Origin of the sequence: Streptomyces sp. NPDC003300, from assembly GCF_040610915.1 — a bacterium.
Taxonomy (GTDB): Bacteria; Actinomycetota; Actinomycetes; order Streptomycetales; family Streptomycetaceae; genus Actinacidiphila.
The window spans coordinates 1-22,160 of the sequence record NZ_JBEXNE010000033.1 but is presented as its reverse complement, the minus strand read 5'-3'; the positions used below and the strand labels follow the sequence as shown (position 1 = coordinate 22,160).

18 protein-coding genes and 1 riboswitch are annotated in these 22,160 nt (G+C 70.7%); of the genes, 10 read left to right on the top strand and 8 right to left on the bottom strand.

Annotation, left to right across the window (positions count from 1 at the left end):
• Positions 1-81: 81 nt before the first annotated feature.
• Both ABZX65_RS32095 and ABZX65_RS32090 read right to left on the bottom strand, forming a co-directional pair.
• On the bottom strand, positions 82-1,857 hold the full coding sequence (locus tag ABZX65_RS32095; RefSeq protein ID WP_355348053.1) for an ABC transporter substrate-binding protein: 1,776 nt from the start codon (positions 1,855-1,857) through the stop codon (positions 82-84).
• A gap of 103 nt (positions 1,858-1,960) precedes the next feature.
• Entirely contained in the window at positions 1,961-2,959 is a 999-nt protein-coding gene (locus tag ABZX65_RS32090; protein WP_188283044.1) for an ABC transporter permease, read from the bottom strand.
• 308 nt (positions 2,960-3,267) lie between these two features.
• On the opposite strand from ABZX65_RS32090, the gene ABZX65_RS32085 reads away from it, so the two are divergent.
• The gene (locus ABZX65_RS32085; RefSeq protein ID WP_355348049.1) at positions 3,268-4,788 is read left to right on the top strand and encodes a DUF885 family protein; all 1,521 of its coding nucleotides are present in this window, start codon (positions 3,268-3,270) and stop codon (positions 4,786-4,788) included.
• 38 nt (positions 4,789-4,826) lie between these two features.
• On the opposite strand, the gene ABZX65_RS32080 is transcribed toward ABZX65_RS32085, so the two are convergent.
• The gene (locus ABZX65_RS32080; RefSeq protein WP_355348163.1) at positions 4,827-5,540 is read right to left on the bottom strand and encodes an enhanced serine sensitivity protein SseB C-terminal domain-containing protein; all 714 of its coding nucleotides are present in this window, start codon (positions 5,538-5,540) and stop codon (positions 4,827-4,829) included.
• Between the two features lie 204 nt (positions 5,541-5,744).
• Positions 5,745-6,518: an enhanced serine sensitivity protein SseB gene (locus tag ABZX65_RS32075; RefSeq protein WP_355348046.1), complete on the bottom strand. Its 774-nt coding sequence runs from the start codon at positions 6,516-6,518 to the stop codon at positions 5,745-5,747.
• 94 nt (positions 6,519-6,612) lie between these two features.
• Positions 6,613-6,710: riboswitch (glycine riboswitch) on the top strand.
• A 180-nt stretch (positions 6,711-6,890) separates the two neighbouring features.
• Between ABZX65_RS32075 and gcvT the strand changes: the two genes are divergently transcribed.
• From gcvT to ABZX65_RS32045, 6 genes are all read left to right on the top strand, one after another.
• The gene (gcvT, locus tag ABZX65_RS32070) at positions 6,891-8,021 is read left to right on the top strand and encodes a glycine cleavage system aminomethyltransferase GcvT (protein WP_355348043.1); all 1,131 of its coding nucleotides are present in this window, start codon (positions 6,891-6,893) and stop codon (positions 8,019-8,021) included.
• 120 nt (positions 8,022-8,141) lie between these two features.
• Complete coding sequence (gene gcvH / locus ABZX65_RS32065; RefSeq protein ID WP_355348040.1) at positions 8,142-8,522, top strand: glycine cleavage system protein GcvH; 381 nt, start codon at positions 8,142-8,144, stop codon at positions 8,520-8,522.
• Positions 8,523-8,704: 182 nt separating this feature from the next.
• Complete coding sequence (gene glyA, locus ABZX65_RS32060) at positions 8,705-9,958, top strand: serine hydroxymethyltransferase (protein WP_355348037.1); 1,254 nt, start codon at positions 8,705-8,707, stop codon at positions 9,956-9,958.
• Between the two features lie 225 nt (positions 9,959-10,183).
• The gene (locus tag ABZX65_RS32055) at positions 10,184-11,569 is read left to right on the top strand and encodes an L-serine ammonia-lyase (RefSeq protein WP_355348034.1); all 1,386 of its coding nucleotides are present in this window, start codon (positions 10,184-10,186) and stop codon (positions 11,567-11,569) included.
• Positions 11,570-12,832: 1,263 nt separating this feature from the next.
• Positions 12,833-15,070 (top strand): CATRA conflict system CASPASE/TPR repeat-associated protein, encoded by a 2,238-nt coding sequence (locus ABZX65_RS32050; protein ID WP_355348031.1) that lies wholly within the window; start codon positions 12,833-12,835, stop codon positions 15,068-15,070.
• A gap of 296 nt (positions 15,071-15,366) precedes the next feature.
• Positions 15,367-17,727 (top strand): tetratricopeptide repeat protein, encoded by a 2,361-nt coding sequence (locus ABZX65_RS32045; RefSeq protein ID WP_355348028.1) that lies wholly within the window; start codon positions 15,367-15,369, stop codon positions 17,725-17,727.
• Here ABZX65_RS32045 and ABZX65_RS32040 read toward each other — a convergent pair.
• Entirely contained in the window at positions 17,721-18,704 is a 984-nt protein-coding gene (locus ABZX65_RS32040; RefSeq protein ID WP_355348025.1) for a helix-turn-helix transcriptional regulator, read from the bottom strand. The genes ABZX65_RS32045 and ABZX65_RS32040 overlap by 7 nt on opposite strands.
• A 315-nt stretch (positions 18,705-19,019) precedes the next feature.
• Here ABZX65_RS32040 and ABZX65_RS32035 point away from each other — a divergent pair, with 315 nt between their 5' ends.
• A complete protein-coding gene (locus ABZX65_RS32035) occupies positions 19,020-19,682 on the top strand; it encodes a hypothetical protein (RefSeq protein ID WP_355348022.1) in 663 nt (220 codons plus the stop codon).
• Positions 19,683-19,854: 172 nt separating this feature from the next.
• Entirely contained in the window at positions 19,855-20,241 is a 387-nt protein-coding gene (locus ABZX65_RS32030; RefSeq protein WP_355348019.1) for a hypothetical protein, read from the top strand.
• 72 nt (positions 20,242-20,313) lie between these two features.
• Here the strand turns inward: ABZX65_RS32030 and ABZX65_RS32025 are convergent, their stop codons facing one another.
• Together ABZX65_RS32025 and ABZX65_RS32020 are read right to left on the bottom strand one after the other, a co-directional pair.
• Positions 20,314-21,012 carry a hypothetical protein gene (locus ABZX65_RS32025; protein ID WP_355348016.1) on the bottom strand — a complete coding sequence of 233 codons (699 nt, stop codon included), beginning with the start codon at positions 21,010-21,012 and terminating at the stop codon, positions 20,314-20,316.
• A gap of 100 nt (positions 21,013-21,112) precedes the next feature.
• On the bottom strand, positions 21,113-21,433 hold the full coding sequence (locus ABZX65_RS32020; protein WP_355348013.1) for a CATRA system-associated protein: 321 nt from the start codon (positions 21,431-21,433) through the stop codon (positions 21,113-21,115).
• A gap of 66 nt (positions 21,434-21,499) precedes the next feature.
• Here ABZX65_RS32020 and ABZX65_RS32015 point away from each other — a divergent pair, with 66 nt between their 5' ends.
• Positions 21,500-21,649, top strand: a complete 150-nt coding sequence (locus ABZX65_RS32015) for a hypothetical protein (protein WP_355348010.1) — start codon at positions 21,500-21,502, stop codon at positions 21,647-21,649.
• On the opposite strand, the gene ABZX65_RS32010 is transcribed toward ABZX65_RS32015, so the two are convergent.
• Positions 21,628-22,160: CHAT domain-containing protein (locus tag ABZX65_RS32010; protein ID WP_355348008.1), on the bottom strand; the 533-nt coding region annotated here is incomplete at its 5' end. The two genes, ABZX65_RS32015 and ABZX65_RS32010, sit on opposite strands and share 22 nt — an antisense overlap.

Below are 22,160 nucleotides of genomic sequence, written 5' to 3'. Positions count from 1 at the left end.
GGGTCCGCCGGGCCGGGGGTCAACCCCGGTCCCGGCGGACGCCGATGCCTTCACCTGCCTTCCGGTGTTCGGTGCTCTCGCTTACTTGGAGGAGCTGAGCAGCAGGTAGTCGTACATGCCCAGGTACGCCTGAGTGATCGTCACGTTCGTGGCGCTCTCCGGGCGGTACAGCAGGTTCTTGCGGTAGATCAGCGGCACGACGGTGGCGGTGTCGAGCACCATCTTGTCGATGTCGCCCCAGGCCTTCTCACGGGCGGCCGCGTCGGTGTTGGCGATCGCGTCCGACAGCGCCTTGTTGATGGCCGGGTCGTTCAGCTCCATCAGGTTGTTGCCGCCGGAGGGCTTGATGGCGCTGCCGTCCACGATCTGGTCGAGGAAGCCGTAGCCGGTCGGCCAGTCGGCGCCCCACGCCATCATCATCAGGCCGAGCTGGTGCTCGTGCACGTAGCTCGGGACACCGGCGAAGTTGGCGAAGTACTTGCCCGCCGGGTAGCTCTTGATGTTGGCGGTGATGCCGACCTGCTTGAGCGAGTTCTGCACCGCGGTGGCCTGCGCCATCTCGGCCGGACGGTCCGAGCGGGCGGTCAGGTTGGTGGTGAAGCCGCCCGGCTTGCCGCAGGCGCTCAGGGCCTGCTTGGCCTTGGCCACATCGCCCTTGTTGCCCTCGGTCGGGTACTGGTCGAACTTCGCGTAGCCGTTGACGGTCGGCGGGAGCAGCGTGGTGGCGATGTCGCCCTTCACGCTGCCGCCGATCGCGGTCTGCACCGAGACCTTGTCGATCGCGTACTCGACGGCCTTGCGGCACTCGATGTTGTCGAACGGCGCGACCTTGGAGTTGATCGCCATGTACGCGGTGGCGCCGGCGTACGAGTCGTCGGTGCTGCCCTTGTACTTGGGGCCGAGCACCTTGCCCTGGGTCTGCGGGGTGACACCGGTACCGCCGGAGTCCACCGTGGTGTTGCCCGCCAGCAGGTTGTTGTCGATGGTGACCGCGTCGACCTTGAACTTGATCGTGTACTTGTCAGGCAGCGGGTTGCGCACCGGGTCGGTGGCCTGGCTCCACTGCGGGTTACGGACCAGCGTGGCGCCCGCGCCCTCGGTGTACGAGGAGAACTTGTACGGGCCGGACGACACGATGTGCTTCACGTAACCGGCGCCGTCGTCCTTCGCCTGCGGCACGGGGGCCGTCTGCGAGAACGTCGCCAGGTAGTCGAAGTCCGCGAAGGGCTTCGCCAGGTGGAAGACGATCGTGGTGTCGTTCGGGGTCTCGATGGACGCGAGCCCGTTGGGGTTCTTGTCCTTGTACGGACCCTGGTACTTGTCGCCGCCCGCGAGGTACGCCTTGAAGTACGTCGGGCCGTTGGACAGCGCCTCGGGCGCGAAGTTGCTGCGCTCGATCGCGTACTTGATGTCCTTGGTGGTGATCGGCGTGCCGTCTTCGTACTTCAGGCCGGACCGGATGGTGTACGTCCAGGTCTTGGCGTCCGGGCTGGCCTTGCCGAGTCCGGTGGCGAGGTCGGGGACGACGGTGAGGCCGTCCTTGCCCGCGGCGGGCTTGAAGGTGAGCAGGGTACGCGCGTAGAGGCGGGAGAAGTTCTGCACCCAGCCGTAGTACGTGTTGCCCATGTCCAGGGAGTCCGGCACGTCGGAGTTCTCCATCACGACCGTCCCCCCCTTCTTGTCGGACTTGTTGACGATGGAGGTGAGCGCGGCGTCGGAGCCGGAGGCGGACTTGCTGCTGCCGCCGCTCGGGTTCTTGCCGCCCTTGTCGTCCTTCGAGTCACTGCTGCACGCGGATGCTCCCAGGGCCAGAGCCATGGCAAGCGCCAGCGCGGCTGTCGCTTTTCTGCTGTTCATGCCGAGGAAAGCCTCCAAATCGAATGGATATACGTGGTTTCAGCGGTGGTACGGGCGGGCTGGTACCCGGTACGGGCGGTGCGGCGTGGCGTGCTGCGGCCGTTCACTTGCTGCGCGGGTCGAGGGCGTCGCGCAGTCCGTCGCCCAGCAGGTTGAAGGCCAGGACGGTGATGAAGATCGCGAGGCCGGGGACGACCATGTACTGCGGGTCGGCGTAGAAGAGGTCGACGGCGTCGTTGAGCATGCCGCCCCACGAGGCCTGGGGCGGTGCGATGCCGACGCCGAGGAAGCTCAGGGCGGCCTCGAAGAGGATGTTGGTCGGGATCAGCAGCGTCGAGTAGACGAGGATCGGCGCGACCAGGTTGGGCAGCAGTTCCTTGAAGAGGATGAAGGGGCCGCGGGCGCCCATGCTGCGGGCGGCTTCGACGAACTCGCGTTCGCGCAGGCTCAGCGTCTGGCCGCGCACGATGCGTCCCATGTAGGGCCAGTTGAAGAAGCCGATCACGAAGATCAGCACGCTGATCCGCAGCGGCAGCCCATTCATCCCGAAGGCGCCGTCCTGGAGGGAGGCGGAGATCGAGATCGCGAAGAGCAGCAGCGGGAAGGCGAGGAAGGTGTCCATCAGACGGCTGATCAGGCTGTCGACCCAGCCGCCGTAGTACCCGGCGATGACGCCGAGGACGGTGCCGATGATGTTGGACAGGATCGTCGCGCCGGTCGCCACCAGCATCGAGACCCACGAGCCCTCGATGATCCGGGCCAGCAGGTCACGGCCGAACTGCGGGTCGATGCCCAGCGGGTGGGCCCAGCTCATGCCGCCGAAGGGGCCCTTGGGGGCGACGCGGACGGGGTCCACGAGGTCCTGGTGGAAGGCGGTCGGGTCGAGGCCGAAGACGTGCTCGATCGGCTTGGCCAGGATCGCGAGCAGCACCAGCAGGATGACGACGACACCGCCGGCCACCGCCACCTTGTCGCGCTTGAAGCGCATCCAGGCGATCTGACCGAGGGACCGGCCCTCGATCTGGCTCCGCTCGACCCCGCTGAGGATGGCTTCCGGCTGTGCCTCGGCCTGCCCATGGGTGGTCTCAATCGGTGCGGTCATGGTGTGACTGACCCCTCTCGCCGGCGGGTAACCGGCGCGCGCCCGCCGCTGTAGCGGCTTTACTCATCAGTCGTGCTGCTGGTGCGAGTCTCATGAATTGCGTGATGCATGAACTGGCTCTGCAGAAAGTGCTGTTGGTACGAGGCGGTGCAGGTGGTGCAGATGACAACGGGGGCCTGAGGCCCTTGCCGCTGGATTCTTCTGCGATGTGTCGATCACCCGCCAGCCCTCACCACGAAGGGATGCGCAACTGTGATGTGGTGATTCATCGACCGTTACCGACGCGTACCTCGGGGTACGGTCGTGTGGTGAACGAGCGGCTGCGTGCGGTATGCGACCTGATGGTGCCGGTGGTACGGGAAATGGCGGGGCGTCACGAGTACGACGGCCGCGTCCAGGACCTGTCGCCGGACGGCGTCCGTCGCGGCCTCGACGCGATGGCCCGCGCCCAGCGCGCCGCGGGACCGCTGGAGTCCGCCCACGACGACCGGCACCTGACGGTCTTCGAGGAGGCGCTGCGCGTGCAGTACGGGGAGCTGGAGCTGCACAGGCGCGACCCGTACCCGCATCTGTCCAATCTCGAACTCGCCTGCTACGACCGGGAGTACGCCTCCGGGCGGGAGCGCGCCAAGGCCCGCCGCAAGCATCTGGCGCGCTGGCCGGAGGCCGTGGACGCGGCGGTGGCGTCACTCGACCGGGTGAGCGCGCCGGTCGCGGACGCGCTGCTGGGCGCCGTACGCGGGCTCGCCGCCGGGCTCGACGCCGAGGACAGCCCCGACACCGCCGCCGCGCTGGCCGCGCACGGGCGGCTGGTCGCGCACATCGAGCGGGCCGCCGAGCACGGCGACCCCGACCCCCGGCTCGGCGGCAACGCGCTGGCCGCGCTGATGGGCAGTCAGGAGGGCCTGAGCGTCGACCTGTCGGCGCTCGCCGTCGAGGCCGACCGGGAGCGGGCCCGGCTCACCGAGCTGCTGGTCGACTCCTGCCGCGCGTACGACCGGCACCGGCGGGTGGACGAGCTGCTCCCCGAGCTGATGGCCGACCACCCCGACGCCGACGGCGTCATCCCCGAGGCGGCCAGGCTCACCGACGAGGTGATCGCCTTCACCCGCGCGCACAAGCTCGCGCCGTACGTGGACGGGGACTGTCTCGTCGGGCCCGCGCCGCCCTCCCGGCGCTGGGCCATGGCCATGATGAGCTGGGCCGCGCCCGCCGAGGCCGATGCCGCGTCCTGGTACCACGTCACTCCGCCGGAGCCGGACTGGCCGGCCGAGGAGCGCGAGGAGTGGCTGACCGTCTTCAGCCGCACCAGCCTGCCGTCGATCACCGTCCACGAGGTCGCTCCCGGGCACTTCGCGCACAGCCGCTCGCTGCGGCGGGCCGCGACGCCGGTGCGGCGGGTCCTGCACAGCCTCTCCTTCGCCGAGGGGTGGGCGCACTACGTCGAGGAGGTCTGCCTCGAAGAGGGGTTCCGGGCGCGGGACCCGCGCTTCGCGATCGGGGTCGCGCTCGAAGCGCTGGTCCGCGTGACGCGGCTGACGTGTTCCATCGGGCTGCACACCGGGGCGCTGTCCCTAGAGGACGCGACCCGGCTCTTCATGCGCGACGCCCATCTCGCCCGGGCCGGGGCCTCCGCCGAGGCGCGGCGCGGCACCTTCGACGCGGCCTACGGGCGGTACACCTGGGGCAAGCTGGAGATCATGCGGCTGCGCGAGCGGGCCAAGCGGAAGGCTTCCTTCACCTTGCCCGAATTCCACGCCGCCCTGCTCGCCCTGGGCAGTCCACCGCTCGGCCTGATGTCCGCCGCCCTGGACGATTCCGGCGCCTGAGGGTCGCTCATCGCCTTTCGTGATCCGCCGGACAGGCCCTAGCGGGGGCCCCAGGCCGGGCCGCCGGCGAAGGCTTCGCGGTCGAAGAAGGGCTGCCCGTTGGCGCGCATCCACATGGCGACGGGATCGTAGGCGTCGGCCATGGCGACGGTGGAGACGGGCAGGCCGTCGGGGACACCGGCCACGGACTGCTGCATCATGAGGCGGACGGACTCGACGGACTGCGGAGAGTCGTCGTAGACCTCGACGCCGATGGCGAGATAGGGCTCGCCGAGGGTGGGCTGGACCCAGGCGCGCCGGAGGGCGCGCACGGCGGGCGTGCGGTGCGCGGCCTGCGCGAGCAGAGCGTAGAACTGCGGAATCTGTAGCGAGGGTTCGCCGATCTGGAGCGGCCCGGCGGGCAGCAGGTCCAGCCCGGCGGCGATCCGGCGCAGGTCGAGCCAGGGCACCCCGACCCCGCCGCCCGGCGCGTGCGGGTTGAGCCAGAGGCCCCAGCGGTCGGGGAAGAGGGTCAGGGCGATGTCGCGCCCGGAGACGACCTCGTACTCCCGGGTCCAGCCGCTGGCGGCCAGCTCACGCGGCGAGGTGACGCACGGCGCGTAGCCGTGGCCGCCGATCCGGAGGTTGCCGTACTGGGCATCGGCCGAACCGGGCGTGCCGTGCCAGAGCAGCATCCACACCTGGCCCTCGGCCAGCGACGCGAGCAGGTTCTCGTATGCGTCGAAGCGACCGGGCGCCACCTGGAGCAGCATCTGCTCCACATGGCCGGCCGCCGCCGCACCGCCTTGCGCGCCCGCGATCACGTGGGACCGCCCCTTCCCCTCGTTCGGTCTGCCCGGCGCACACCTGTGCGCCGCCCGCCATCAAACCAGGTCACGTCCTGGATCCCCACCCGTGCCGTACGGCCTCCCGCCGGTCGGTCCCGTTCGGTCCCGATGAGTCCGGTTCGGTCCGGTTCAGTCCCGCGTGAAGAACGGCCGTACGGTCTCCAGCATCCAGTCCGCGACCGGGTCCTGTGCGACGTCCAGCAGAATCAGGTGGACGGGCCAGGGCAGCGGCGCGGCGCCGAGGGCGCGGCCGATGGCGTCCATGGCCGCGGCACGGTCCACGTCCTGCCAGCGGTCCAGCTCGACCCCGACGAAGAGCGCGGGCGGCTCCTCCTCCACGGCGGCCAGCGCGCGGCGGGCGGACAGCACGACCGGGGTGACGGCGAACTCCCCCGCGGCGGTGGCGAGGAAGTCCACCGGCTCGTCGTCGTGGTCCGGTTCCCACAGCCGTACGCGGGCGCCGACCGTTCGGCCGGGCGTGCCGTCCTGCTCGTACCGTTCGGCGGCGCCGCCCCGGCACAGCTCGGCGACGGCGGCGGGCGGCAGCGGCACTCCGACGGCGCCGCCGGGGTTCAGGGCGATGCCGACCAGCGGCGGCAGGCCGCGGGCGAATTCGTGGACGGGCGCGACGGTGCAGGCCATGCCGTCGGCGGCCTGCCGGAACTGCTGCTCGGAGCTGAAGACCGGCACATAGGTCGCGCCCTCCAGTTCGACGGTGGGCAGGTCGAGCCCCGGCGCGTCCGGCGCCCCGCCGTTCGGCAGCGGCACCCAGACATGGGAGCGCCCCAGCACCTCCAGCAGCCGGGGGGCGGCCGAGGGGTTGCCGAGGCTCGCGGTGAGCACCTCTTCCAGCTCGTTGGCCGGCCATATGTACGGTGCCGTGTACGGTGCCGGAATCTCCATGTCCACCCTTGTCCGCCCATGTGCCACTGTCCTGCCCGGAAACCCTAGCGGCTGGCGTGCAATGATTGGCGGCACAACTTGCATACCGGCCGTTGGAGGCCGCGCGGGAGAGTTCCGTCCCCTCACCGGGCCGGGCGCCGAAGGAGCAAGCCCTCCCTTGAATCTCTCAGGCACAGATACCGCGCGGGCGAGGCAGATCTGAAAAGCGGGCGGCTCCCTTGACGGGGAGCGGCCCCACCCAAGGTGCAAACCGGGACCCGTGAGGGTCACGGTGAACCTCTCAGGTTCCGATGACAGATGGGGAGACCCGGGGCGAGCATGCCCCGGCCCGCCCTGTCCGTCCCGTGCCGTCACCCCTCTGGGAGCCCTCCGATGAGCCAGCCACCGACCTCCCCGCGCCACACCGCCCTCGACGCGTCACACCGCGCGCTCGGCGCGACCATGACCGACTTCGCGGGCTGGGACATGCCGCTGCGGTACGGCAGCGAGCGCGACGAGCACACCGCCGTCCGCACCCGCGCCGGACTCTTCGACCTCTCCCACATGGGCGAGATCACCGTCACGGGACCGCAGGCGGGCGAGGCCCTCGACCACGCGCTGGTCGGCCACCTGTCGGCGCTCGCGGTCGGCAGGGCCCGCTACACGATGATCTGCGCACCCGACGGCGGCATCCTGGACGACCTGATCGTGTACCGGCTCGCCGAGCAGGAGTTCATGATCGTCGCCAACGCCTCCAACGCCCAGGTGGTGCTGGACGCCGTCACCGAGCGCGCGGCCGGTTTCGCGGGCGCCGCCGTACGCGACGACCGGGACGCGTACGCGCTGCTCGCCGTCCAGGGTCCGGAGTCCCCCGGCATCCTGAAGTCGGTCACGGACGCGGACCTGGACGGGCTGAAGTACTACGCGGGCCTGCCCGGCACGGTCGCCGGGGTGCCCGCCCTGATCGCCCGTACCGGTTACACCGGCGAGGACGGCTTCGAGCTGTTCGTCGCGCCCGCCGACGCCGAGCGGCTGTGGCAGGCGCTCACCGAGGCCGGGGCCGCGGCCGGGCTCGTACCGTGCGGCCTGTCCTGCCGGGACACGCTGCGCCTGGAGGCGGGCATGCCGCTGTACGGGCACGAGCTGACCACCGCGCTGACGCCGTTCGACGCGGGGCTCGGCCGGGTCGTGAAGTTCGACAAGGCGGGCGACTTCGTGGGCCGGGCGGCGCTGGAGGCCGCGGCGGAGAAGGCGGCGGCCACCCCGCCGCGCAAGCTGGTCGGGCTGATCGCCGAGGGCCGCCGGGTGCCGCGCGCGGGGTACGCGGTGACCGACGCCTCGGGCGCCGTGGTCGGCGAGGTCACCTCGGGCGCGCCGTCCCCGACGCTGGGCGTGCCCATCGCGATGGCGTACGTGGACGCCGCGCATGCCGCGCCCGGTACGGAAGGGGTCGCGGTCGACATCCGCGGCACCCGTGAGCCGCACCGGGTCGTGGCGCTGCCGTTCTACAAGCGTGAGCGCTGACACGCTCGTACCGCCACCTGGTACCGGGCCTGTCCGGCCGGTACCGGACCTGTCCGTCGAGCCGACCGACCGCGCCGTCCCCGCGCGCGGGCACCCCTTCGCATCCGGGAGAATTCCGTCATGAGCATCAACCCCCAGAATCTTCGGTACACCAAGGAACACGAGTGGCTGTCGGCCCCCGAGGCCGAGGGCGTCACCGTCGGGATCACCTCGCACGCCGCCGACGCGCTCGGCGACGTCGTGTTCGTGCAGCTTCCCGCGGTGGGCGACGCCGTCACGGCGGGTGAGACCTGTGGTGAGCTGGAGTCCACCAAGTCCGTCAGCGACCTGTACTCGCCGGTCACCGGCGAGGTCACGGAGATCAACCAGGACGTCGTGGACGACCCGGCCCTGATCAACTCCTCGCCCTTCGCGGACGGCTGGCTGTTCAAGGTGCGCGAGCCGCAGGCGACCGACGAGCTGCTGTCCGCCGCCGAGTACGACGCCTTCATCGCGGGCTGACCTTCCGGCCTCCGTCACGGGCCGGTCCCCCGGCCGTCACGGCGGGCCGGCCCCCGGCTGTCATCGCGGGCTCGCTTCCCGCCGGGCCCGCCGTCATCACGGGCTCGCTTCCCGCCGGGCCCGCCGTCACCGGCCGTTCGCCGGCCCCCGGTATTCATCGACCTTCTGACCAGGAAGATCTCATGTCGCTGCAGAACCAGTCCCTGCACGAGTTCGACCCGGACGTCGCCGCCGCGGTCGACGCCGAACTCCACCGCCAGCAGTCCACCCTCGAAATGATCGCGTCGGAGAACTTCGCGCCGGTCGCGGTCCTCGAGGCTCAGGGCTCCGTGCTGACCAACAAGTACGCCGAGGGCTACCCGGGCCGCCGCTACTACGGCGGCTGCGAGCACGTCGACGTGATCGAGCAGCTCGCGATCGACCGCGTCAAGGCGCTGTTCGGCGCCGAGGCCGCGAACGTGCAGCCGCACTCCGGCGCGTCCGCGAACGCCGCCGCGATGACCGCCCTGATCAAGCCGGGCGACACCATCCTGGGCCTCGACCTGGCGCACGGCGGCCACCTGACCCACGGTATGAAGATCAACTTCTCCGGCAAGCTGTACAAGGTCGCGGCCTACCACGTCGACGAGCACACCGGTCTGGTCGACATGGCCGAGGTCGAGAAGCTGGCCAGGGAGCACCGGCCGCAGCTCGTCATCGCGGGCTGGTCGGCGTATCCGCGCCAGCTCGACTTCGCCGAGTTCCGCCGGATCGCGGACGAGGTCGGCGCGTACCTGATGGTCGACATGGCGCACTTCGCGGGCCTGGTCGCGGCCGGTCTGCACCCCTCCCCCGTGCCGTACGCGGACGTGGTCACCACCACGACCCACAAGACGCTCGGCGGCCCGCGCGGCGGTGTGATCCTCTCCAAGGCCGAGCTGGCCAAGAAGATCAACTCCGCGGTCTTCCCCGGTCAGCAGGGCGGCCCGCTGGAGCACGTGATCGCCGGAAAGGCGGTCGCCTTCAAGGCCGCCGCCACCGACGAGTTCAAGGACCGGCAGGCGCGTACGCTCCAGGGCGCCAAGATCCTCGCCGAGCGGCTGGTACGGGACGACCTCACCGAGGTCGGCGTCTCCGTCCTGTCCGGCGGCACCGACGTCCACCTGGTGCTGGTCGACCTCCGCGACTCCGCGCTCGACGGCCAGCAGGCCGAGGACCGCCTCCACTCGGTCGGCATCACCGTCAACCGCAACGCGATCCCCAACGACCCCCGGCCGCCCATGGTCACCTCGGGGCTGCGCATCGGCACGCCCGCGCTGGCCACGCGGGGCTTCGACGCGGAGGACTTCCGGGAGGTGGCGGAGATCATCGCGGCGGCCCTCAAGCCGAGTTACGATGCCGCGGCTCTCCGGGACAGGGTCGCCGCCCTGACCCGCAAGCACCCGCTCTACGCGTAGCCCCGTAGGGGCGAGGGGGGCACCTCCCGGCCGGAGGCCGGCGGAGGAACCGCGTGCTCAGCCGGAGCGCTCCCGCAGGTCACCACCCGCCCCGGCGGGGCGGTCCGGTTGTCGCCGGACCACCCGCCGGTGGGGGCTGGTCGCGCAGTTCCCCGCGCCCCTGGGGAACCCTCCTCCGCGGAGGAACCGTGAAGGGGCCGTGCCCCTTCGAGATCTGGAGTCCTCATGGCAATATCCGTATTCGACCTCTTCTCCGTGGGCATCGGCCCCAGCAGCTCGCACACTGTGGGCCCGATGCGTGCCGCGGGCATCTTCGTGCACCGGCTGAAGAACGAGGGACTGCTGGCGCACACCGTGTCGGTCCGGGCGGAGCTCTTCGGGTCGCTGGGGGCGACGGGCCACGGGCACGGGACGCCGAAGGCGGTGCTGCTGGGGCTCGCGGGCCACTCGCCGCGGACGGTGGACGTGGAGACGGCGGACGACGAGGTCGCGGCGGTGCGCGCGGCGGGCAGGCTGAGCCTGCTCGGGGCGCACGAGATCGCCTTCGACCCGCAGACGCAGATCGTGCTGCACCGGCGCAGGTCGCTGCCGTACCACGCCAACGGGATGACGCTGTTCGCGTACGACGCGGACGGCGCCCCGCTGCTGGAGAAGACGTACTACTCGGTGGGCGGCGGCTTCGTCGTGGACGAGGACGCGGTCGGCGAGGACCGGATCAAGCTGGACGACACGGTGCTGCGGCACCCCTTCCGCACCGGGGACGAGCTGCTGCGGCTCTCGCGCGAGACGGGGCTGTCGATCTCGGCGCTGATGATGGAGAACGAGAAGGCGTGGCGTACGGAGGAGGAGATCCGCGCCGGGCTGCTCGACATCTGGCGGGTGATGGAGTCCTGCGTGCGGCGCGGGATGTCCCGTGAGGGCATCCTCCCGGGCGGCCTGAAGGTCCGCCGCCGCGCGGCGCAGTCGGCGCGCCAGCTGCGCGCCGAGGGCGATCCGGCCGCGCACGCGATGGAGTGGGTCACCCTCTACGCGATGGCCGTCAACGAGGAGAACGCGGCGGGCGGCCGGGTCGTGACCGCCCCCACCAACGGCGCCGCGGGCATCATCCCGGCCGTCCTGCACTACTACCTGAACTTCGTCGCGGCGCCGACCGCCGGCGCCGTCGACCAAGAGGACGCCGTCGTGCGCTACCTGCTGGCGGCGGGCGCGATCGGCATGCTCTTCAAGGAGAACGCCTCCATCTCCGGCGCCGAGGTCGGCTGCCAGGGCGAGGTCGGCTCGGCCTGCTCGATGGCGGCCGGCGGCCTCGCCGAGATCCTCGGCGGCTCCACGGAACAGGTCGAGAACGCCGCCGAGATCGGCATGGAACACAACCTCGGCCTCACCTGCGACCCGGTCGGCGGCCTCGTCCAGATCCCCTGCATCGAGCGCAACGGCATGGCCGCCGTCAAGGCCGTCACCGCCGCCCGCATGGCCATGCGCGGCGACGGCCGCCACCACGTCTCCCTCGACAAGGTCATCAAGACCATGAAGGAGACCGGCGCCGACATGAAGGTCAAATACAAGGAAACCGCCCGGGGCGGCCTCGCGGTGAACGTCATCGAGTGCTGAGCTTTTAGCGCCTGAGCTGGGGTTTCCCGTCTTTCGGCGCTGTCGGAGCCTTCCCGGTTTGCACAGCGAAAAGTCCCCGGGAAGTCCCTCCGACCGAGTGGAGAGTCCCTGACTCCGAGTAGGCACGCACGGGCTCGGCCGTTGAGGCAGTGCATCACGGTGCGAAACCCGAGCACCAAAGAACAGGGCAGTAGACGAGCGACCCAGGAGGTCGCCACTAGCCAAGCGCATCACGACAAGGAATGTCACCCACCCTGCGGAAATCCGCACGCCCAAGGGTGCCGCACGGAAGATCTTTCGCAGGCGTTGGCACTGCCCTCGGGAATGGGGTTTGCTAGGCCCTCCCTGAAGGGGGGACCTAGCGGGCTGTGTTCCCCAAGGGGGGACGAGTTGTGCGGCTGCTTGACGCGACAGCGCTCGTCGCGAGTTCCTACCCGTGACGGTTGTCCCGCAGCGCTCGTACGATATCGATGGCCATAAAGCCTATACCGACGCCCATGAGGGCCACAATGGGCCACGAAGAGTGGCTTATCGCTTCGATCATTACGGCCGCGAGCAGTAGGGCGATAAGCGCCGGGATAGTGATCCGGACAGGTCTAGGCATCGATCAGCACTTCCGTTCGTTGATTCGCCAGAATCCGGTGGGGAGATCTGTGACGAAGCCGACACAGCGTGCTCGCACTGCTGCGTGGGACGCCTTGGCCGTGACTGCCCACAGTCCCCAACGGAGCGCGTAGGCAACAGCCTTGACAGCGGGCCACGGAATCGTGGATTCGATCATGCCGAAGCCCCCCCGCCACACCGGTCCCCCAGGCAACGTGCCTGGTCAGTTGCAGGATCGTACTGTTCGGGTCGCTGGCCGCTGTGGCGACGGCGAGGCCGCCGCCGATGCTCTGGACGTCGCGGGTGGGTATGCCGGTGGCGTCCTGGGTGGTCCACGCCGGTGCCGGTGGCGGAACAGTAGGTCGTGACGGTGGCCCCGCGTCGGTGCCCGTGGACTTGGGCAGGGTGGCCTTGATGACGCGGCCCTGAGCGTCGTACGCGGTGGTCGTGACCAGGTTCAGTCCGGCCGGGTCGGTGTCCTTGTTCGTACCGGCGTCGGCCGCCACGCTTGTGGTGTTGAACACCGATACGGTCGACAGCAGTTGAGCACGTAGCCCGAGAGATCCTCGACACGGCCGAACCGTCAGTAGAATGCGGGGACTTACCGTAGTGAGTACGGCACGCAGCCCGGGGGCGAACGACCGAGTGCACGAACTCGCCGTGACGGAACAGGAAGTCGTGGCCCACGTCTTCGTGCCGCTCGACGCGCCGCGTGCCGACGTCTGGCCGACCGCAGTCCGCGTGATGTGGCAGCGCTTCCGTGCCCTCCAGGGCGCGAACCAGCCGGTGTGGGCGACGGCACCCACCGAGATCCCGGAGGTGCTGCCGGACGCGGCGCTGCACGGTTCGGTGACGGTGGCTGCCGTCCAGTCGCCCGGGGGCCTCGACCAGGCGATCGTGCGACGTCACGGTGCCGTACTGAATCTGTCGCTGCTGCTCGGGGCGCGCGAGGACCGTGCCTGGCCGGAGTTGGAGCAGCGGGCCGCCGACGTGCTCGGCCCGCTCGACGCCAGCTGCCTGGGCGCCGTGGTGCTGCTGGTCGGCAAGCAGCCGGGCGGGGCGGTCGGCGGGCTGGACCTGCTGGAACCGGAGCGCGAGGACGACGACCGGTACCTGCGCCGGCTCCTCCTGCTCGGGCATCCGGAGCAGGACGCCTTCCTCGGTGCCTGGGCGTGGTCGGCCGACAGCAGTGCCGAGATGCCGCCGTTCGTCAGCTACCTGATGCATATGGCCGCTGTCCGGCATCAACTGCGGGTCCACAAAAGGCTCTCCTCCATCGACGGCGGCGACACGGGTCTGCGGGCCTTGGTACGGCTCCCCTACGGCGGCGGGATCGGCGAACTGCCGCTCGGCGATCCGGCGCGGGCACTGCGCGCCCTCCGGCACACCGTGGACGTCACGTGGACCAACGCGCGACTGGCCCTGCGTCGGAGCCGCGAGGCACACGGCGGCGATGTGACCGACACCGACGTGCTGGACGACGACCGCGAGGTCGTCGACTGGTTCGTCCAACTTCTTGAGGACGGCATCACGCGCGTGGAGACGACCGACAGCCTGCCCGTAACGGAAACCGCCGAGCGTCAGGGCGCACGGCAACCGCCGCCGGACAACGACGAATCGGAACCGTCGGCGGAGTTGGCGCCGGTCGCGGCGACGGCGCCGACGCGGCCGGACGGCTGCCCCGTGCGGGTGCTCGCGGTGACCGACGAGTGGTTTCCCGCACATGGCGGCCTGACGGCGTTCAACCGAGGGCTGTGCCTGGCGCTGACGGCGGCGGGCGCCGAAGTCCACGTGCTGGTGGAGAATTTCACCGCCAAGGAACAGGCCGACGCGGAGGAGCACGGGGTGCGTCTGCTCGCCGCGGCCCGGCCGGGCCGTACCGGGCGGCAGTCGCTGATGCGTCGCGCCGAATTGCCGGAGGGAGTCGTGCCGGACCTCGTCATCGGGCACGGCAGGGTCAGCGGACCTGCGGCGCAGGCACAGGCGGAGGACCATTTCAGGGGGGCGCGGCGGCTGCACTTCCTCCATGTCGAGCCGGACCAGGCGGAATGGTCCAAGGAAGACGAGGGTGACGACGTGGGTGCCCGCGCCGAGGCCCTCACGGAGTTGGAGTTCGACCTGTGCCGAGGTGCCGCCCGCATCATGCCGGTGGGACCGCGCCTCGAGGAACTGCTGGAACGGGAGCGGGGTCTGCCGGGATACCGGGACCTGCCCCCGATACAGCGCATCGACCCCGGATTCGACGGCGAGGCCGACCCGGTGGACGGACCGCGCTCCGGTCGGACGCAGATCCTGTTCATGGGGCGCCTGAAGGATGCGCAGTTGAAGGGGCTGGACATCGCCTGCCGGGCACTGGAGAAAGCGGTACCGCCGAGGTCCGGGCCCGGACACTGGGAACTGCTGGTCCGCGGCGCGCCCGAGGACACCTCCCGCAGCCTGAGCGAGTACGCGAAGGACTTGATCGGCCATCCGGCCATCGACGTCAAGGTGCGGACCTACACAGAAGACCAGGAGAAGATCCGCAGGGATGTGCGGCGGGCCAGTCTGGTGCTGATGCCGTCCCGAGCCGAGGCGTTCGGTCTGGTGGCGCTCGAGGCGATCGTGGCCGGGGTGCCGGTTCTTGTGAGCGGCCGCAGCGGGCTGGGCATGCTGCTTCGCGAGATCCTGCCCGCGGAGGCGGAGCAGGTCGTCGTTGACGTGGACGGTTATGAGAAGCGGCTGGCGGCGGACGCCGCCGCGTGGGAACGGGCCATCAACTCGGTGATGTTCGACCGGCCGAGCGCCTTCGCCCGGGCCGCCCGCCTGCGCGAGGCGATGGCTGAAAGAGTGACGTGGGGCACGGCCGCCGCCCACGTGCTGCGGTGCGCGGAGGTGGACGGCCGGCCCCAGGAGTCCTGAACCGACGGTCGTGCCGGGGTCTTCCGGTGTGTGTCCTCAGTGAGTCTGCATGGCTGTCGTCCTCCCGGGCCGGCCCGGCGAACAGCGCGCCGCCGGTGTCGGACCCCACCGGAACACGCGGATCATCAGCACTCCCGGCCGCTCTGGAAGACACTGGACAAGTCTGGAGGCGCGGTACGAATCCGCACGGGTCGTATGCGTCACGATCCGGGTACGAGACACGCGGCGGGCATGCCGTACGGGTGTGCACGTCAGCCACGTCCGCCAAGGCGTAGGGCCGGTACGGAGGGAAAGCGGTGGCAGGGGATCGGACCCCGGCGACGGATGAGGACCCGTCGGCGCTCAGGCAGCGGCTGGCCGTCGAGTTGGCCCATGCCGTGGTCCGCGCCGAGAAGCGGCTCGGCCGCGCGTTGGACCGGGCCGAACTGGCCAGACGGCTGAACGTCTCGCCGAGCAGTCTGTACGCCTACCTCAACGGGACGACGCTCGCGGGGGTGGGCGTCTTCGATGAACTGCTGGTCGCACTCGGTGTCGGCGGCCCGGAAGCCGGTCGGCTGAGCACGCTCCGGGACCGCGCCGAAGCGGCCCGGAGGCTCCGCCCCGCCGCGGCCAGAGCGACCGTCGGCACGAGCGGTCCGCCACCGTCCTCCCGCGTGCCCCACCAACTTCCCTCGTCTCTGCGGAATTTCGTCGGCCGGGAGCCCGAACTGCGGCGACTTGACGGGCTACTGGAGCTGGATCCGGTCGCGGCGGTCCGGCCGGTGGTGATCACCAGCATCGAGGGCACTGCGGGAGTCGGCAAGACATCCCTGGCGCTGCACTGGGCACGCCGGGTGGAGGAGCACTTTCCCGACGGTCAACTCCACCTGAATCTGCGGGGCTTCGACTCGGGAGCGCCCATGTCCCCCGCGGAAGCGCTGCACGACCTGTTGCAGTCGCTGGGCGTGACGCCCGACGCGATCCCGGCCAGGGTGACCGCCGCCGCCGGCCTGTTGCGTACCGTGCTGGCGGGCCGTCGGGTGGTGGTGGTGCTCGACAACGCGCGCTCGGCCGATCAGGTTCGCCCGCTGCTGCCGGGCGGGCCGGGATCGCTGGTGATCGTCACCAGCCGCAACCGCCTCGACGGACTGGTGGTACGGGACGGGGCGTTCCGGGTCACCCTGGACGTGCTGCCGCGGTATGCCGCCCGGGCCCTGGTGGAAGGGCAGATCGGAGCCGACCGGCTGGCGGACGAACCACGGGCCGCTGACGAACTCGTGGACCTGTGCGCCCGGTTGCCCTTGGCCCTGAGCGTTGCCGGCGCGAGGGCGGCGCTGGAGCCCAAGGGCTCGATCGGTCTTTTCGTCGCACGGCTCCGGCAGGCCAACGCGCGGCTGGGCATCCTGGAGCTCAAGGACGCGGACGTCAACCTGCGGTCGGTCTTCCAGGGTTCGTACGCCCTGCTGCCACCGCCCGTGGCGCGGCTGTTCCGGCTGCTCGGCTGCCACCCCGGCCCTGACCTCGACGCGACCGCGTGCGCGGCGCTGCTCGGCGAACAGGCGCCGCCGGACGAACTGCTCGACGCGCTCACCGCCGCCCATCTGGTGCGGCAGCACGCGCCGGGCCGGTATGTACTGCACGACCTGTTGCGGCTGTACGCGAAGGAGTTGGCGGACGACGGCCCGGCCGCCGAGCGCGCCACCGCCGTCGAGCGCCTGCTGCGGCACTATCTGAGTGCCGCGCGACGGGCGGACCGCCGCCTCGAACCGTGGCGGCGCGCTCCGGTCGAGCCGACTGGCACCGAACCGCCCGTTGAGAATCACGCGGCGGCCATGGCGTGGTTCGAGGCCGAGTTGGGCACGCTACAGGCGGTGATCGCGCTGGCCGCGCGGAGCGAGGGGCTGGAGTCGTACACCTGGCGCCTCGCCCAGGCGTGCGCGGTCTATCTGCGTCGCTCGGGGCGGCGGTTCCAGCGCGGTCTGGTGCACGAAATCGCCCGGGACGCGGCCGCGAAGGCCGGGGACCGCCGGGCCTGGGCGTCGGCCACCCGCCGGCTGGCGGACGCCCTCTCCCGCCTCGACCGGTCCGACGAAGCCCTGTCGCTGCTCTACGAGGCGCTGCGCGAATGCCGCCGGCTGGGTGATGACGACGGCGCGCGCCAGGTGCGGCTGTCCCTGGTGCGGGTGTACGCCGCGCGCGGCGACCACCGGCGGGCGCTCCCGCAGGCCCGGCTCGCGCTGGCGATGGCCGAGCGGACCGCGGATCCGCTGCCGCTGGCAGATGGCCTCAGCGCCCTGGCCCAGGAGCAGGAACGCTCGGGGGACCACGCGGCGGCGCTGGTACACGGCCGCCGGGCGTTCGACCTGTACGCGGAACTCGGCCATCTGGACGGCCAGGCGGCGATCCTGCTCACCACCGGGCGGGCCGAGCAGAGTTCGGGCCGGCACGCGGCGGCGATCGGCACCTACGAGCGGTCCCTGGCTCTCGACCGGGCGGTGGGCGACCGCTACCGCGAGGCGCACGCCCTCGACCATTTGGCGGACGCGCACGCCGCGCTCGGCCACGACCGCGACGCGTACGCGCTGCGACGCGAAGCGCTCGATGTGCTGCGGACCCTGCACCACCCGGACGCCGCCCGGATCAGCGCCAAACTGCCGGACGCGCCGATCTCTCAGTAGCCGGGCGGCACTTCGGGGTCGGGCTCGGGTGCGGCAGGGGCGGGTCCGTCCTGCCAGCACAGTCCGTAGCCGTATCCCACCCGCATCGCGTCGAACTCCACTGCCACCGTGCCCTGCCGGTCGGGGCGCAGGAGGGATGTCCCCGGCGCTCGCTGGTAGATGACGGCGGTCGGGACTCGGCTCAACTGCCAGACGGACAGCGGCGGACGTCCGGGGGCGAAGCGCACCCGCAGGCTGAAGCGTTCGCTGCGGGTCAGCGGGACATGGACGAAGTGCGGTGCCATCGGCTGGTCCTGGGGGATGCGCAGCCGGAGCGTGTACGTGTGGCGGGCACCTGTGCGCAGCGGGGTCGGGAGGATCAGCCGCTGTTGGAAGAAGCTCTCGTAGGGGTGTTCGGGCAGATCGAGGCGGCCGCCGTCGAGGACAGAGACCTCCAGACCGTGGCCGTCGGCCTCGTCGTCGGTGCGGCGCGGCACGCTGAACGCGACCGGGATCTCGGCGAGGCCGTCGCAGGTGGCGACGATGACCCGCCGCTCCACCGCCTCGGGTGTCACGGTGTCCAGGCGCAGCCGGGTCTCGACCGACTCGGTGTACCAGCCGTGCGGATCGGTACGGGCGCAGCCGCTCGGACAGAGTTCGCCGTGCGCCCCGCCCGCGATCGACGGGGTCCAGGGGGGCGGCGAGACGATGACAGTCCCGGGCACGGCGTCCTTGTCCAGGGCGCGGTGCACCTCGGCCCAGAACGCGCCCCACTTGTCGATGTCGCCGCCGCAGGCGCCGACGATCGCCATCGTCACCGGGAGCGTCGGGTGCGAGTCCCCGCGGAGCGCGTCGGTCATGGTGGTGCGACCGTACCCGGTGTGACGGGACAGTTGGTCGAAGGTCAGTCCCGCGGTCCGACGCAGATCTCGCAGCCAGAACGCGAACAGCGTGACGGGCGAACCGTCGGGAGGCAGTTCCTTTTGCGGACGGCCCATGCCCCGAACTCCCTTTCGCCGCCTGCTGCCACCGCCGAGTCTGGCACAACGCCCGGTGGCCTGGGAGCGCCCGGCGGCCGGTGCCGGTGCCGTGCGGAGTTCTCCGGAGATCGTCCGGGTACGCCGGAGAACCATTGTGCCCATTCTCCGTCCGTTGCTAGACACGTACTGCCGCCGGACACGTATCGACCGGACACGCGGACCGGTTCGCGGCCCACGTCGCCGTGGACGGCACGGTCGAAGCAGGGAGGGATCATGAAAGTCGCTTCGGACGCCACAGGCTCCTCACGGCTCCCGGCCGATGTCGTTCTGCGGATGGAGCGGTTCGGCCGTTTCGAATTCGATGCCACGGGGATCGAATTCGGCGCTGATCTGGTGTGGAGCGAACTACAGGCGCCGTTTCTGGAATTCGCCCAGTCCGACAGTGACCGGTTCACCACTCAACTGGCCGCGGCCGTCATACCGGCAGGCGGCTTCGCGCTCTTCGGAGCGGCCAGGACGGTCTGGAACCTGCTCGGCCCGGACTTCGCGCATCCCTGCTACGACGCCTTGCGGATGGACGCGCTGGAGTTCTTCCGAGCTCGCGGGGTACCCGGCAACCGCCTGTCCGCAGGGGATCGCGAGTTCTGGCGACTGCACCGGGGACCCGACGAGCCTTGGCTCGTCGGCCGACCGCCCCCGGCGCCCGGGGCGGCTCTCCCACCGCTGGCAACAGGGGAACTGCGCCCGGTCGCCCGGATGTCGGCCGGACCTCACGCCGAGACCGTGTACGCCAGGGCCGATGTCCAGGACGGCTGCGTGGCGGTGGTCGAGGCATGCGGTCGGGGCCGCGATCCGGCCGGTTGCCGGTTCGACTGGTTCGGCGCCGCGACGCAGTACGAACTCTATCTGCGGATCGGCGAGGCATTACAAGTCCCGGCCCATTGGGTCGCCGACGAGCTCATGCCGTTCATTCCCTTCTCCGCGCCGAGCCTCTGACCGGCCGACCGAAAACGCCGCACGTCACGGTAACCGCTGCCGTACTTCCGGAAACCGTGCAACAAAACCCACCGCGGTTCCGTTTCAGTGAGAAGGTCGTGGCGGAACGCAGTTCCCGCACAAGAGCACCGCCCCCACGGCACCACGGGGTTCACATCGGGGAGTTGAGCAGATGACCAAGCAGCCGGTGGATATATCCACCACGGCCTCCGTGGAGGACGCAGCGGCCTTGTTCCGCACGGATATGCGAGCGAACTGGTTCGGGGAGAACAACACCGGAATCGCCACGACGTTCACGGAGAGCGGTGGTTCACCGCTCGGCATCCACCACACCGATATGCCGGACCTCGCGCTGACGGCCGAACTCGTGAGCCGGGGAGAGAGCACCGAGCGGTTGTCGGTCCACCTCCTCATCTGGGACCGGGGGGAATGCCGGAAGATCCGGCTCGAAGCCGAAGGCAACGTGCGCGCCCTGCGCATCCTTGCGAACCGCAAGATGCGCCGATTCGTCGTCTCGCTCCAGGAGGAAGATCCCTCCCTCACCTACACGGGCATCTGAGCGGACAAGGGGAGGGGCCGCAAGGCCGGTCCGCCCGCCCGACGAATGAACGTCCGGCTTCGCGCCGGGCGTTCATTCGTGTCCGAAGGCCGTGGCCGAGACGTCCCGTTCCAGCGCGGCCCGGTGGATTCCGTATGTCGTGAGGTGCGATGCCTTGATCACGATGCAGTAGCGGTCCACCGAGACGAGGGCCCTGCCGAGCCGGTCGTACTCGCGCCGCAGGAAGTTGATGGCCGCCTGGTTCGCCGCGGAGGTCTGGCCGCATATCAGCAGCACGGGGCGGCTGGACTCCGCAGGCGTGAACTTGGCGACGAGGGCGTACTCCTGATTACCGCGGTCGAAGAGGAAGCGGTCACCTCCGACCTCGATGGCCACCGAGTCGGGCCCGCCGTTGTAGGGGTGGATGGTCACGCCCGGCAGGTGGGCGGCCAGATGGCCGCCGGTGCGGATGTTCGAGTCGCCGATCGGTCCGCCGACACAGAATTCCGTGCGGTCGGCGTTGCTGCCGCGGAACTCTCCGGACTCGACGGTCACCCGGCAGCCCAGCTCACCGGCGAGCATGGCCAGTTCGATGACCGCCCGCACGTCCCGGTGCTGTGCGGTCCCGGGGGCGTTGTGCTTGTTGCCGAGCACGATGAGGCAGGTTTCGCCGGGGCGGACGCCGAAGAAGGCAGCCTTCCTATTCAGTGCGCGGGACCGCCTGCCCCGCTCCCACAGCCAGCCGAAGCCGAGGCCCAGGAGGCTCGTCACCAGCCCGATCGCTATGTTCACCAGCACTGAGATAATCGCGCCGCCCTCCCCGGACAGTCCCCCATTGTGGGCAGTTCACCGTGCGGCCGGAAGATCTCGACCGGTCACACCCATGGCCACGTCATGCCTTGCCGTTGCCCGCGGGCGGTGCCTGGCCGCCGCCGCCCGCCGGCTTCGAGGCCGGGTCCAGGGTGTGGATGAGAGCGACGACCCGTTCACGCACCCGGGGCGGCGACTGCTGCTTGCCGTCGGGTGCCGTAGTGCCATGGGGACCCATCCGTCCGACACGCCGACCGTTCGTCTCCAGCTCCGCCGTCACCTCACCGACCAGGACCGTGTCGCCCTCGCCGACCGCTTTCGTCAGCACGGCGATCCGCTCGTCGACCTCCTCCCACGAATCCGGCGGCAGCCGCCAGGCCAGCACCGCGTCAAGGACCGCCAATGCCTCGAACCTGGCCGTCCTTCCGATCCGTCGTGCTCCGTCCGACGTACCCATCACTGCCTCCTGTTGATCTTGCTGATCCTGGAAGTGCTGCTGATCCTGGAAGTGCTGTCGGTCCTGGTGGCGCTGCCGGTCGTGGTGGCGCTGCCGGTCCTGTCGACCGTCGTCATCGGCGGCCGGAAAGGCGTGCTGCCTCACCGGCCGGTGTGGATGTAGGGCGCCCACGCCGCCGGTGAGGCGGCGTGGCGAGCGCGAAGTTCGCGTACCACCCCGTGCAGGGCGACGGCGCAGTCGCCCACGTCGATACCGCCGCCGTAGCGCCGCAGCGAGCGGTACAGCCGACGGGCGAGGCCGGCCGAGACCAGGTCCGCCGCCTCCCACAGTGAGCCGATCACCTGGGGGTATCCCGCGGTCAGGAACGCCGACGTCAGGTGAATCGCCTCGTCCGGGAGCCGGTCGGTCCGCGAGGTGTTGCAGGCGAGCAGCACGGCGAGCTGGGCGTACGGCAGTTCGTGGCGGTTGACGGCCCGCACCTCAAGGGGTCCGTCGGCCAGCAGCAGGTGGCTCTTCGACGGGTTGTCGGGGTCGCTCACACCGTGACAGGCGAAGTGCACCGTGGACGCCGACGGCAGTGCGGCCAGCACCCCGTCGACCGTGGCGTCGGCGTCCGCGATCACCCGCAGTCCGGCTAGCGCGACGGCCGCGGCGGAGATCTCCGCCGCGGCCG

Excerpts from the sequence above, each read along its gene's own strand:
- gcvT (WP_355348043.1), top strand. The coding sequence starts at position 6,891 with ATGAGCCAGCCACCGACCTCCCCGCGCCACACCGCCCTCGACGCGTCA.
- ABZX65_RS32055 (WP_355348034.1), top strand. The coding sequence starts at position 10,184 with ATGGCAATATCCGTATTCGACCTCTTCTCCGTGGGCATCGGCCCCAGC.
- ABZX65_RS32035 (WP_355348022.1), top strand. The coding sequence starts at position 19,020 with ATGGAGCGGTTCGGCCGTTTCGAATTCGATGCCACGGGGATCGAATTC.
- ABZX65_RS32090 (WP_188283044.1), bottom strand. The coding sequence starts at position 2,959 with ATGACCGCACCGATTGAGACCACCCATGGGCAGGCCGAGGCACAGCCG.
- ABZX65_RS32095 (WP_355348053.1), bottom strand. The coding sequence starts at position 1,857 with ATGAACAGCAGAAAAGCGACAGCCGCGCTGGCGCTTGCCATGGCTCTG.
- ABZX65_RS32075 (WP_355348046.1), bottom strand. The coding sequence starts at position 6,518 with ATGGAGATTCCGGCACCGTACACGGCACCGTACATATGGCCGGCCAAC.
- ABZX65_RS32040 (WP_355348025.1), bottom strand. The coding sequence starts at position 18,704 with ATGGGCCGTCCGCAAAAGGAACTGCCTCCCGACGGTTCGCCCGTCACG.
- gcvH (WP_355348040.1), top strand. The coding sequence starts at position 8,142 with ATGAGCATCAACCCCCAGAATCTTCGGTACACCAAGGAACACGAGTGG.
- glyA (WP_355348037.1), top strand. The coding sequence starts at position 8,705 with ATGTCGCTGCAGAACCAGTCCCTGCACGAGTTCGACCCGGACGTCGCC.
- ABZX65_RS32030 (WP_355348019.1), top strand. The coding sequence starts at position 19,855 with ATGACCAAGCAGCCGGTGGATATATCCACCACGGCCTCCGTGGAGGAC.
- ABZX65_RS32080 (WP_355348163.1), bottom strand. The coding sequence starts at position 5,540 with ATGCTGCTCCAGGTGGCGCCCGGTCGCTTCGACGCATACGAGAACCTG.